Origin of the sequence: Caproiciproducens sp. CPB-2, assembly GCF_036287215.1 — a bacterium.
GTDB lineage: Bacteria > Bacillota > Clostridia > Oscillospirales > Acutalibacteraceae > Caproiciproducens.
The window spans coordinates 2,563,619-2,576,385 of the sequence record NZ_CP142860.1; the positions used below are offsets into that span (position 1 = coordinate 2,563,619).

Sequence of the window (12,767 nt, forward strand, 5' to 3'; positions counted from 1 at the left end):
ACCTCCTATTTCAGCATGGCGGCCAGATCCTGTTCGGGTGTGGTGATCGGCATGATGTTGAATTTCTCTACCAGTATTTTAAACACATTGGGGGATACAAACGCGGGAAGCGTCGGGCCCAGGCGGATATTGGCAATGCCGAGCGACAGCAGGGTCAGCAGGATGCAGACCGCTTTCTGCTCATACCAGGAAAGCACGATGGACAGCGGCAGGTCGTTGACGCCGCAGCCGAAAGCCTCCGAAAGGGCGACCGCAACCTTGATCGCGGAGTAGGCGTCGTTGCACTGGCCCATATCCATGATGTGCGGCAGTCCGCCGAGCGTTCCCATGTCGAGGTCGTTGAAGCGGTACTTTCCGCACGCGCAGGTCAGAACGACAGAATCCGGCGGAGTAAGTTCCACCAGCTTGGTGTAATAGTTTCTGCCGGGCTTTGCGCCGTCGCATCCGCCGATGAGGAAAATGTGGCGCAGGACGCCGGATTTCACCGCCCCGATCACCTGGTCGGCAACCGACAGCACGGTGTTGTGGCCGAAGCCGGTCATCAGCTTTTCTCCGCCGTTGATGCCGGGCATATGCACGTCCTGCTCGTATCCGCCGAGCTCCAGCGCTTTTTCGATCACGATGCCGAAATCCTTTTTACCGTCCCCTTCGCCGATGTGGGGCATTTCGGGATAGCCGACCACCGCGGTCGTGTAAACCCTGTCGGCATAGGCCGGCATGGGGCGCATCAGGCAGTTTGTCGTAAACAGGAACGGCGCCGGGACATTGAGAAATTCCTTCTGCTGATTCTGCCACGCGGTACCGAAATTGCCTTTCAGGTGCGGATACTTTTTCAGTTCGGGATAACCGTGCGCGGGCAGCATTTCGCCGTGTGTATAAATGTTGATCCCTTTGTCCTTTGTCTGCTCCAGAAGCTGTTTCAGATCGGAAAGGTCGTGGCCGGAAACAACAATGAACGGGCCTTTCTCAATCGTATTGCTCACTTCGGTCGGCACGGGATTGCCGAACGACTCCGTATTGGCCCGATCCAGCAGGGCCATGCATTTCAGGTTCACCCGGCCGAACTCCATCACAAGCTCCAGAAGCCGGGGCAGGTCCTGCTCATAGTCGATCGTCGTCAGCCCCTTGTAGAACCAGCCGGTCACCTCGTTGTCGGTATAACCCAGCACATAGGCGTGATACGCGTACGCCGCCATTCCTCTCATACCGAGCAGAAGCAGGGATTTCAGCGAACGGATATCCTCGTCGTTGTTCCAAAGCTGTTTTAGATCAAGGTCGTCGGTGCCGCCGCATTTTGAGCCGCAGGCAGCGCAGCCGGGCGTCAGCGAATCCTTTTCCTTCCTGATTTCGGCGGTAAGCGCCTCAATCGCCTCATTGTCGAAATTCACGTTGGTAATGCACATAAACAGGCCGCGCAAAATCAGCTCATCCGATTTCCGGGTCCTTCCCGAATTCCCCGCCGCTTTGGCCAGGCCGACCAGCGCGCCGGTCAGCTCATCCTGAAAATCGGCGGTCACGCTGCTTTTGCCGCAGACCCCCATTTTGGTGCATCCGGTTCCTCCGGCGGTTTGTTCACACTGAAAACAAAACATCTTCCTTTTCCTCCTTTAATTAATTCTCTAATATTTCACCGTCGGTAGCGACGGTAACGACACGCCACGGGATCATTTTCCCGGAATTCTGCAGAGCGGTTTTCACATAGTTGACCATTCCGCCGCAGCAGGGCACTTCCATACGCACCACGGTGATACTTTGAATGTCGTTCAGGTTCAAAATATCCGTCAGCTTTTCACTGTAATCGACGTCGTCCAGTTTCGGGCAGCCGATCAACGTAATTTTATTTTTCATAAACTGATGGATATTCGCGCAGGCATAAGCCGTGCAGTCCGCGCAGACGACGATGTGCGCGTTTTCAAAATACGGGGCGTTCGGCGCGACCAGCTTCAGCTGGCACGGCCACTGGCGCAGCTCCGGGCGGGCGGCTGCCGGAGCCGCCGACTGGACCGGAGCCTCCGGTTGAACCGGGGCGGGCGCGCGGTCAAACGTCTTCATGCGCATGGACGGACATGCCCCGAAAGGAGGCTGGACCGCCTTCTGTTTCATTTTAGCGTCCACCATTTCCTGATCGTACTCCCCGGCTTCGCGCTCAATAATCTGGATCGCGCCGGTCGGGCATTCGGGGAGACAGTTTCCGAGTCCGTCACAGTAGCTGTCGCTGATCAGGGTTGCTTTTCCGTCTATCAGCTGCAAAGCGCCTTCATGGCAGGCGCTGACGCACAGTCCGCAGCCGTTGCATTTATCAGAATCAATCTGAACGATATGTCTTTTCATACATTGTTCCTCCATTTGTTTTGTTGGCCTCAGTATATCATTCAGCTTCCGCTATTTCGGTATCCACAGCTACAAAATTTAATTTTTTTGAAATTTTTTGACCGCAGAATATACGGAACCTGAAGAAATGTCCTATTGACCGCGCAGCATCTCCCTTTTCCGCAAAGCAAAACGGCCGGGAACGATATCGTTCCCGGCCGCTTTGCTTTGTTATGGTGAATGAACTTGTAATCAGAAGGTGACGTCTTCGCCATAATAGGCGCAGGTAAGCACTTTAAGCATATTGTCCGCGTCAGTCTCTCTCGGGTTGGAGCCCGTGCAGGGGTCGCCGACGGCGTTGACCGCGATTTCCTTGCAGTGCGCCTTGAAGTCTTCCTCGCTGACGCCGTTTGCCTGATAGGTCTGGGCAATATTGAGCTTTTTGTTCAGCTCGCGGACAGCTTCCACAAGGGAATTGGTCAGCTGTTTGTCCGTAACGCCCGGCAGGCCGACTTCCCTGGCAATCTGCGCGTATCTTTCCATGCAGACTCTGGAGTTGTACTGGATGACGTTCGGCAGCAGGATGGCGTTGCAGCAGCCGTGCGGAATATGGAACACCGCGCCGGTCTTATGGGCAAGGCTGTGCGAGATTCCCAGAAGGGCGTTGGAAAACGCCATACCGGCAAGGCACTGGGCGATGTGCATTTTGCCGCGCGCCTCGGCGTCGCCGTGGTAGGAATCAAGGATACTGTCAAAGATGCTGGAAATTGCCTTGAGCGCAAGCGCGTCGGAAAAGTCCGAACGGGCGGAGGCAACATAGGCTTCGATCGCATGGGTCAGGGCGTCCATGCCGGTATGCGCGGTCAGGGTTTTCGGCATGGTCATCGGGATATCGGAATCCAGAACCGCAATATCCGGCGTAATTTCAAAGTCGGCAAGAGGATATTTGATATCGGTGGAATAGTCCGTGATCACGGAGAAAGCCGTCACTTCCGAAGCGGTTCCGCTTGTGGAGGGGATGCCGACGAAAATTGCTTTCTTTCTGAGCTTCGGCATGGTGAAAGGATTCTTGATATCGTCAAAGGTTTTCTCCGGATATTCGTAGAACACCCACATCGCCTTTGCAGCGTCCATGGGGGAACCGCCGCCGATGGCAACGATCACGTCCGGCTCAAACTCGCGCATGGCCTTGGCGCCGTCGTATACTCTTTCGATAGACGGGTCCGGCTCGACACCGTCATAGATAAAGGTCTGCAGGCCGGCGTCCTTCAAAACATCGTCCAGCTTCTGCAGAAACCCGGTTTTTCTCATGGAATGGCCGCCGGTCACAATAAAAGCTTTCTGATAGCCCTTCAGATTTTTCAGCTCGCTGATTGCGTTCGGTCCGAAGTAGATGTCTCTTGGTAAGGTGAATCGTGCCATAAATGTTCCTCCTAAATTCATTTTTTATTCATAATTGTTAAAAGTATAACAATCTTTGTTTGATTATTATCATATCACTTCATTCCACAATTTTCAAGGTGTTTTATTCATTTTATTTAGTATGATTTCCCTGTTGGATTTTTATGTAACTCCAGATAAAAAAGCCGTTTTCCGCCCTCTTGTTCGCAAAACAGCTTTCCGGCAACTCCATTTCAGTTTGCGAAAAAAACACGTTCCTCCCCCGCCGAAGGCGGGGGAGGAACGCAACCTTGTTGCAGAATCAGCTGGAAATGCTGTAATTATCCTCGCGGAAAATACTCCTGACAGGGAGTCCCTGAGAAATAAGCAGATAATCCCGACTACTTTTCACTTAGATCCCATAAAGTTTGATATAATTTCAAATAGGTCGATGCGCTGTCGCTGTTTAAGGAAAGCTGCTGTTTATACTTTTCCAAAACCGCATCCAGCACATTTGCACCGCTTCCGTCCTTGGCAAAACAAAGCATATTTTGTCCATCGGTAGCAGAGAAATTGGTTGTTGGATCATCCATCAGCTGATTCCCTATCAAAGCTTTTCCCAATTGTTTTGACTCTTCATTTTTATTCAGCCAGAGTTCCCTTGTCATTTGGCTGTATTCCTCTTCGCTGATTTGATTGATATTATATTTGGAAACCACTTCTTCCGGCGTAGAATCAAAGATCAGGTACTTTTGATTCTGAGCCGTCTGTGAAGTCTTGCCCTTTTCGTTTGAAGAATACTTCCAGACCGGGGAAGCTGTCACTGAATTTATCTGCATAGGATAACAACTCCTTTTCCAAAAATCCGAGCCGACTTTTTCCGCTCGTCCAAAATGAAACAGTCATTAAGTATAGTGCTTCCTTATCATTGACTGTTCTTTATTCTCATAATAAAACTTATGAATATAATTGTCAAACTTAATAACATAATCGAATTATTTTACATAAAAAACCGGACTGCTGAAAAACAGTCCGGTTGCCGGTTCATCAATCAGGAGGACACTGACTCGTCGTAAAGGCGGCAGGAAACGAAATGTCCCGGGGACACTTCGCGGAGCTGCGGCGTATATCCGTCGCACTCGTCCGTTTTTTTGAAGCAGCGCGAGCAGAAGCGGCACCCCTCGGGGGGATTGATCGGGCTCGGCACGTCGCCGGTCAGGATAATGCGCTGCTTGGATTTTGTCGGGCCAATAAACGGAATCGCGGAAAGCAGAGCCTGCGTATAAGGATGGAGCGGGTTGGAATACAGTTCCTTCTTCGGCGCGACTTCCATTAGCTTTCCCAGATACATCACGCCCACACGGTCACTGATATGCTTCACGACGTTCAGGCCGTGTGCAATAAACAGATAGGTCAGGCCGAATTCTGCCTTCAGTTCATCCAGAAGGTTCAGAACCTGTGCCTGAATCGAAACGTCCAGCGCGGAAACCGGCTCGTCGCACACGATCAGCTTCGGCTGTACGGCGAGAGCGCGCGCAATGCCGACACGCTGACGCTGTCCGCCGGAAAACTCATGCGGGTAGCGGTTCCTCTGATGGTTGGCCAGTCCGACACAGTTCAGAAGATAAGTGACCCTTTTTTCAATCTCATTGCCGGGGAGCAGCTTGTTGATTTTGATCGGCTCCGCAATGATATCGCCGATCGTCATTCTCGGGTTTAACGAAGCATAGGGGTCCTGGAAAATCAGCTGGATATCCTTGCAGAATCCGCGGCGCTTTTCTTCGGACAGCTTGGTCAGGTCGGTGCCTTCAAAAATAATCTGTCCGCGCGTAGGGGTATAAAGATTGACCAGCATTTTGCCGATCGTGGTTTTCCCGCAGCCGGATTCGCCGACAAGTCCGAAGGCCTCGCCCTTATGAATGGCAAACGACACGTCGTCCACCGCTTTCAGGACGCTGGTCGGGCGGCCGAAAAAGTCGTTTTCCAGATTAAAATACTTGGCCAGATTTTTCACTTCTACCAATACTTCACTCATGCTTTTCCGCCTCCTCTGTTTCCGTTCCGTAAAGGAAGCAGCGCACCTTATGGCCATCCCTTTCAACCAGTGCCGGCATCTTTTCGCGGCAGCAGTCCATGCACTGGTCACAGCGGTCGGAGAAAGCGCAGCCGGACGGCATTTTCAGCGGATTCGGCACCATGCCCTTAATCATATAGAGCGGTTCGCTGCTCTCGTCCTCCAGTCTGGGAATGGAACGGAGCAGGCCGAGCGTATAGGGATGCATCGTCTCTTCAAACAGTGTTTTCACATCCGCTTCCTCAACAATTTTCCCGCAGTACATCACGATGACGCGGTCGGCGGCCTCCGACACCACGCCAAGGTCATGGGTGATCAGCAGGACGGCCATGTTGAATTTTTCGCGCATGTGATAAAGCAGGTCGAGAATCTGCGCCTGAATCGTCACGTCCAGCGCGGTGGTCGGTTCGTCGGCGATCAGCAGCTCCGGGCGGCACGCGAGCGCCATGGCGGTCATGACCCTCTGGCGCATCCCGCCGCTCATCTGGTGCGGGTAATCCCTGGCGCGCTCCGCCGGGGAAGGAATGCCCACGATGTCGAGCATATGGACGGCGCGTTCCCACGCCTCTTTTTTGGATAGCTTCATATGCGTCATGATGCTCTCCATGATCTGGTCCTTAATGCGGTATACGGGGTTGAGCGAAGTCATCGGCTCCTGGAAGATCATAGAGATCTGGTCTCCGCGGATCGCCTGCATTTCCGACTTGCTCTTTTTCAGGAGGTCCTCGCCCTTGAACAGGATTTCTCCCCCCGTCACCCTGCCCGGCTCCTGCACAAGGCCCATGACGGAAAGCGACGTTACGCTCTTTCCGGAGCCGGACTCTCCCACGATCGCCAGGATTTCGCCTTTATTTAATGAGAAGCTGATATCGTCCACGGCGTTGACGGTGCCATGTTTCAGCTGAAATTCCGTTTTTAAATGGTTTACTTCAAGCAACATAAAACTTCACCGCCTCTAATTCTTTCTATATTTCGGGTCGAGCGCGTCGCGCAGACCGTCGCCCAGCAGATTGAACGCCAGAACCGTCAGGGTAATGGCAATGCCCGGGAAAATGAGCGTGTAGGGCGCGGTGAAGATAAAGCCCCTCGCTCTGCCTAACATATCGCCCCACTCAGCCGCCGGCGGCTGCACGCCGAGGCCCAGAAAGCCCAGAGCGGCGGTGTCAAGAACCGCGGTGGAAATTCCCAGCGTCGCCCTGACCACAATGGAGGAAAGCACATTCGGAAGAATATGCTTGAAAATAATGCGGCTGTTTTTGTTTCCGATGACCCTGGCCGCCTGCACATAGTCGTTTTCTTTGACGGACAGGATACAGCCGCGCACAATGCGCGCGTATTCGGGGATAGAAACCAGACCGATGGCGATAACCGCCTTATCGATGCCCTTGCCCAGTGCCGCCATAAAGGCGATGGCCAGCAAAATGGAGGGGATGGCGAGCATCATGTCCATAAAGCGCATGATGACGGTATCCGTCTTTCCTCCTTTGTACCCGGCAATGGAGCCCAGCACGACGCCGACCGTCAGGGAAATGGCGACCGCGCTCAGGCCGACGGTAAGGGAAATGCGCGTACCGGCAATGATCCTGCTGAAAATATCGCGGCCAAGCTGGTCGGTTCCGAACCAGTGCTCGGCGTTCGGCTGAATAAAGCTCTTGGTCATATCCGATAAATTCGGATCGTACGGCATAATCAGCGGCCCGAAGATTGCCAGCAGCGCGAGGAACCCAATGACAATGAGGCCCGTAATCGCCGCTTTGTCCTCACAAAGCGATTCCCACATCTCTTTTAACTGGGATTCCGGTTTTTCGAGAACGACGGCTGCCTGTGATGAGGATTCTGTTTGCGGCTGCTCTGCTTTTTTCTGTGTCATAACAAGCTAACCTTCTTTCTTGGAAAATTTGATGCGGGGATCAATAAACGCGTAAACAACGTCTACGACAAGATTGATGAGCACGAAGATGCACGCAATCAGAAGCACGACTCCCTGTACGACGGGGAAGTCGGATTTCAGAATGCATTCCACAGTATAATTGCCGATACCCGGCCAGGAAAACACGGTTTCCGTCAAAACCGCTCCGCCCAGAAGGGAGCCGAGCTGAAGACCGATGACCGTTGTGACGGGGATCATCGCGTTGCGCAGCGCATGGTGGGAAATCACCTTGCCTTCGGACACGCCCTTTGCCCGCGCCGTACGGATGTAATCCTGATTGAGCGTTTCCAGCATGCTGGAACGGGTCATCCTGGTAATAATCGCCATGGAGTACATGCCGAGCGCCAGCGCCGGAAGGATCAAATGCCTGAGCACGTCGACAAAAGCCTCCGTATCCCCGATGGCAAGCGTGTCGATCAGGTAGAAGCCCGAAGCCGCCATGGGCTGCAGAAGCGGGTCGATCCGGCCGCCGGAGGGCAGGATATGCCATACGCCCGCAAACAGGATGATCAGCAGAATACCCAGCCAGAAGATCGGCATGGAAACACCGATCAGAGCGAGCACCATTCCCGCGTGGTCAAAGAAGGAATTCTTTTTCACCGCGGAAACAACGCCGATGATGATGCCGAAAAGGGACGCGAAAATAATAGCGGCAAGCGCAAGCTCGATTGTGGCCGGGAAGCGCGAGAAAATTTCCTGTGTAACAGGCGTTTTTGTGTAGTACGAGGTCCCAAGGTCGCCGGTGACGGCGCCTTTGATGAAGTTAAAGAACTGGATATAAAGCGGGGCGTCCAAACCGTTTGCCGCGCGCCACGCGTTGGCGGCTTCCACCGTAGCGTGCTGCCCCAGAACGATCGGGGCCGGGTCCGGTGAAAAAACCCGCATGATTAAGAACACAATGACCGAAACTCCCAGCAGCACGGGAATCAGCATCAATATGCGCTTGACGATATACTTGAACATTTACAACAACCTTTCGTTGTATCATAACAAACAAGATGCCGGAAGTCGTATTGAACAACCTCCGGCAATCCATAGAATCCTTTCAAACAGAGATCTGCGTTTTGTTTACAAACACCAGTTTAGCTCTTGGAAACACCGGAAAGGAATACAACACCGGTCATGTGGTAGTAGAAATCCTTTACGTTGCTTCTGTAGCCGCAAAGAGTCTTGCCATGGGAAATCGGGAGCCACACGGCTTCTTCGGCAGCTTTCTTTTCAAGATCCGTATAAATCTTGTTGCGCTCGTCGCCGGCCTTCGTGGCAAGTCCTTTCGCAATCATCGCTTTGAAGTCGGCATTGTCATAGCGGGCAACGTTCATGGTCGGGTCTTTGTCGGCCATCAGGTTCATGAAGTTATCCGGGTCGCCGTTGTCGCCCGTCCAGCCGTAGAAGCAGACATCGTAATCGCCTGCCTTGACCTTCTCTTTGTAGGTGGTCCAGTCATAAGCGTCGATGGTGGCTTCCACGCCCGCGTTGCGCAGGTAGCCCTGGATCGCTTCTGCCAGCGCCTGGCCGTTTGCGGTGTTATACGGTCTCGGGTTGGTGTAGGTAATCATGTGAATCGTCTTTACGCCTGCTGCGGCGAGGGCGGATTTCGCAGCCGCCTGGTCAAACGCAACCTGCTTGATGCTTTCGTCGTAGCCCTCCATAAAGGTAGGCAGGACGGAAGTGGCGGGGTCCGCATAACCCTGATAAAGGCTCTTGACCAGTTCGGGAACATTAATGGCCTGGGAAACTGCCGCGCGGACCTTTGCGTCGGTGAAAGGAGCTTTGGTAGTATTGTAAGCCAGATAATTGATGTTCATGCCCGGAGCTTCGTAAATCTTGTTGCCCGCGCTTTCGATCTGGCTGACAACCGTCGCGTCGATTCCGTCGATCATATCGGCTTCGCCGTTGCTCAGGGCAACCACTCTTGCGGAGTTGTCTTTGATGAACTTGAAGATAACGTTCTTTGTCAGAGCCTTGTCGCCCCAGTACTCATCGTTGCGTGTCAGAACAACGTTCTGGCCCTTGGTCCAACTTACGAATTTGTACGGGCCGGTGCCGACAGGATGCTCATTGACGTTATTGTTGTTGTCCTTCAGCGCTTTGGGGCTGACCATCGGCGCGCCCAGGCACATGGCGAGGTTGTTGAGGAACGGTGTGCAGGCGGCTTTCATGTTGATTTTGACCGTGTTTTCATCCACGGCTTCAACATCCTTGACGGAGCCGAATACGAATCCGGCGTAGCCCATATCCTCCGTTACGTTCGGGGCAAGCTGGCGGTCAATGTTGAATTTAACGGCTTCCGCGTTAAAATCGGTGCCGTCCTGGAATTTGACGCCCTTTTTCAGATGGAAGGTGTATGTAAGACCATCGTCGCTGACATCCCAGCTTTCCGCAAGGGAAGGAAGAACCTTTGTGGAATCTTTGTCGTACTTTAAAAGGCCCTCGTAAATGTTTACCATGATCTTCGCGGATTCACCGTCATCCACGAGTGCCGGGTCCAGACCTCTGGGGTCGGCGCCCTGCGCGTAGATCAGGGTGTCCTGTGCTCTGCTTTTGCTGGTATCTGCCGCAGATGCCGCGCCACTCTCCGCCGCGGTACTGCTTTTGCTGCCGCCCGCGCAAGCCGTCAGGCCCGCGCAGGCAATCACTGCCGCAAGAACGGCAGCAAGCAGTCTTTTGCTCTTTTTCATCGTTAAAACCTCTCTTCATCATTCTTTTATCCGATTTTTTGCTTTAACAGGGTTGCGCTTTTACAGAGTTTCACAGTCATGCTTTTAAGCCAAAACACTGTAAATGGGGAAAGCAATGGGATAAAAAGACAGGCGCCTAACACCATCAGTCAAGCGCCTTTGCTTTAAACAAGCCTATTCTATCATTTTATTTGCAAGTTTGCAAGAGTAAAGTTGCAGAATAATGCCAATAGTTTATGGAAATTACAGGTTCCTATGGAACATTTGCACAAAGCAGCAAAGAATATTCCTGTCAGACCTGTTTCGATGATTTTTTCACGATCGGTGCAAGCGGCATATCTTCCCAAAATCCCCGGCGTTTTCCGTCTTTATGACCGGGATTAATAGACGGAAATGCTGATATCCGCCGCGGCTTTTGTCGTGGGGTCTATGGCATAAACGACCGCGGTGCCCCCGCCCACGGCCGTAATTTTGCCGGTGGACGCGTCTACGGCAGCCACGCCGGTGGAAGAGGACACCCACAAAAGCGAGGAAGCCTCCACCTTATTTCCGTTCAGCGTAATATTGTCCGGCGTATAGTCGCCGAATTTCGCGATCTTCACACTGCTCTGGGAAAACACAAGTCCCGAAGACGAAACGGCAGGAGCCGCGGAGGAACCCGTTACGGTGACGGGCACCGCCGCGCTTGTCCAGTCGCTCTCCGCAAGGGTCCTGTAATAGTACCGTACCTTGGTTGTACCGGCGGCGACGGCGGTGATCACCACATGCCCCTGTGAGTCCGCCGAAGCCTTAACGATACTGTCGTCGTCGACCCGCAGATAAATGACCCCGAAATACGCTTCGCTGACATAGCTGGTGTTCTGCACCAGCGAAATCTCATTCAGTGTGACCGACGCGGCGCAGTTTTCGTCGTTCAGCGCCGAATCCGCAAAAGCGGCGGCGGAAAAACTTGCGAGCAGCAGCGCGATGACCGGAACCAGTACCGCGGTCCTCATCTTCTTTATCATGGCAGTTCCTCCCTTTCTCATCAGGCCGTAGCCGTCTCATTTTCAAAAAGCTCGCCGTCGATAATATTGATGACCCGTTTCGCATGAGACGCCACATGCAGGTCATGAGTAATCATCACAATGGTGTTTCCCATTTCATTGAGCTGGCCGAACAGCTTCAGAACCTCCTTGCCGGTTGCGGAGTCAAGCGCGCCCGTCGGTTCATCCGCCAAAAGGAGCTTCGGCCTGCCGACCAGCGCGCGGGCGATGGCGACCCGCTGCTGCTGACCGCCGGAAAGCTCGTTCGGCTTATGGTGGATTCTTTGATCCATTTCCAGCATCTCCAGTCTTTCCCTGGAAAGAGCCTCCGCCTTTTTGCGGGTTTCCCCGCGGATCAGCAGGGGAAGCATGGTGTTCTGCAGCACGTCGTATTTCTGGATCAGGTGATATTTCTGAAAGATAAACCCGATCTGCTGATTTCTGAGATGCGTCAGCTGCGCGTCGTTCATCTGATGGACCGGCTGTCCCGTCAAAAAATATTCTCCGTCCTGAAAGCTGTCCATACAGCCTATGATATTCATCAGCGTGCTTTTTCCGGAGCCGGAGGGCCCTAAAACCGCAAGGTATTCGCCCGACTCCACATCGAGTGAAATATGCTTGAGCACATCCAGGGTGTCGCCGCCGACCTGATAACATTTGTGGATTTTATTCATGGTAATGATATTTTCCATTTCCGGCGCCCCTTTGTTTATTTCGATACAACGGCCACTTTGACGACCGTCAGCGTTCCGTTGACTTCCTTCTGCGAAATCCGCAGGACCATTCCCGCGGTAATACTGGAAAATCCGCTCGTGCGTTTCGTGGCCGTTCCCGCCGCTGCGGTACCGGCCGTTGTCTTGGTGGTAGAGCCGGATTTGGCCGAACCCGACCGGTTGGCCGACGTCCCTGTCCCGGTCTGCCCGGCGGCGGTTCCGCCCGGCGCGCCTCCCTGCTGAGCGCCCGCCTCACCTACTCCGGCCGTTCCCCCGGCCTGCGCCGTACCCCCCGTACCGGAGCCCGACAGGGAAAGCCCCACGGGAATCAGCAGCGTCTTCGTTTCTCCGGAGGATACGAATTCCCCCGAACCGCTTTCCCCGGACATCGTTCCGAGCTCCAGCTCCACTTCATTCCCGACAATGGAAGTCACCTTCCCGATGATCTGATTCTGCGACTGCGAAGAGGAATCCCCTTTTGCGCCGCTGTCTTTTGTGCCCGTACGCGTCCCTTCCTGCCGGTTTTCACGGTTCAGTCCGGACTCCGTCTTCTCTCCGGCGTTCTGGGAGGTCTTCCCCGACGAGCAGCCGGCGAGAGCGGCGGCCGCAACCAGCAGAACCATGAGGACGCATACCGCTCTTCTTTTTATCATG

The 12,767-nt window shown here is 53.6% G+C and carries 12 protein-coding genes; all 12 read right to left on the bottom strand.

Annotation, left to right across the window (positions count from 1 at the left end; all coding sequences use genetic code 11):
* Nucleotides 1-5: 5 nt before the first annotated feature.
* Nucleotides 6-1,592, bottom strand: coding sequence for a hydroxylamine reductase (gene hcp / locus VXK30_RS12725; protein ID WP_275716461.1), 1,587 nt, complete (start codon nucleotides 1,590-1,592; stop codon nucleotides 6-8).
* A 19-nt stretch (nucleotides 1,593-1,611) separates the two neighbouring features.
* Entirely contained in the window at nucleotides 1,612-2,331 is a 720-nt protein-coding gene (locus VXK30_RS12730) for a 4Fe-4S binding protein (protein ID WP_275716460.1), read from the bottom strand.
* 231 nt (nucleotides 2,332-2,562) lie between these two features.
* The gene (locus VXK30_RS12735; protein WP_275716458.1) at nucleotides 2,563-3,732 is read right to left on the bottom strand and encodes an iron-containing alcohol dehydrogenase; all 1,170 of its coding nucleotides are present in this window, start codon (nucleotides 3,730-3,732) and stop codon (nucleotides 2,563-2,565) included.
* A gap of 359 nt (nucleotides 3,733-4,091) precedes the next feature.
* Nucleotides 4,092-4,529, bottom strand: a complete 438-nt coding sequence (locus VXK30_RS12740) for a hypothetical protein (RefSeq protein WP_275716456.1) — start codon at nucleotides 4,527-4,529, stop codon at nucleotides 4,092-4,094.
* Nucleotides 4,530-4,741: 212 nt separating this feature from the next.
* Entirely contained in the window at nucleotides 4,742-5,725 is a 984-nt protein-coding gene (locus VXK30_RS12745; protein WP_275716454.1) for an ABC transporter ATP-binding protein, read from the bottom strand.
* Nucleotides 5,718-6,704 (bottom strand): ABC transporter ATP-binding protein, encoded by a 987-nt coding sequence (locus VXK30_RS12750; protein ID WP_275716452.1) that lies wholly within the window; start codon nucleotides 6,702-6,704, stop codon nucleotides 5,718-5,720. Before VXK30_RS12750 ends, VXK30_RS12745 begins: the two co-directional genes overlap by 8 nt.
* Before the next feature lie 15 nt (nucleotides 6,705-6,719).
* On the bottom strand, nucleotides 6,720-7,634 hold the full coding sequence (gene nikC, locus VXK30_RS12755) for a nickel transporter permease (RefSeq protein WP_275716450.1): 915 nt from the start codon (nucleotides 7,632-7,634) through the stop codon (nucleotides 6,720-6,722).
* 6 nt (nucleotides 7,635-7,640) lie between these two features.
* Nucleotides 7,641-8,657 carry an ABC transporter permease gene (locus tag VXK30_RS12760; protein ID WP_275716448.1) on the bottom strand — a complete coding sequence of 339 codons (1,017 nt, stop codon included), beginning with the start codon at nucleotides 8,655-8,657 and terminating at the stop codon, nucleotides 7,641-7,643.
* A 119-nt stretch (nucleotides 8,658-8,776) separates the two neighbouring features.
* On the bottom strand, nucleotides 8,777-10,375 hold the full coding sequence (locus tag VXK30_RS12765; protein WP_275716446.1) for an ABC transporter substrate-binding protein: 1,599 nt from the start codon (nucleotides 10,373-10,375) through the stop codon (nucleotides 8,777-8,779).
* A 380-nt stretch (nucleotides 10,376-10,755) separates the two neighbouring features.
* Nucleotides 10,756-11,382, bottom strand: coding sequence for a hypothetical protein (locus VXK30_RS12770; protein WP_275716444.1), 627 nt, complete (start codon nucleotides 11,380-11,382; stop codon nucleotides 10,756-10,758).
* A 20-nt stretch (nucleotides 11,383-11,402) separates the two neighbouring features.
* Entirely contained in the window at nucleotides 11,403-12,092 is a 690-nt protein-coding gene (locus VXK30_RS12775; RefSeq protein ID WP_275716441.1) for an ABC transporter ATP-binding protein, read from the bottom strand.
* Nucleotides 12,093-12,109: 17 nt separating this feature from the next.
* Nucleotides 12,110-12,766, bottom strand: coding sequence for a hypothetical protein (locus tag VXK30_RS12780; RefSeq protein ID WP_275716439.1), 657 nt, complete (start codon nucleotides 12,764-12,766; stop codon nucleotides 12,110-12,112).
* Between the last annotated feature and the right edge of the window lies 1 nt (nucleotide 12,767).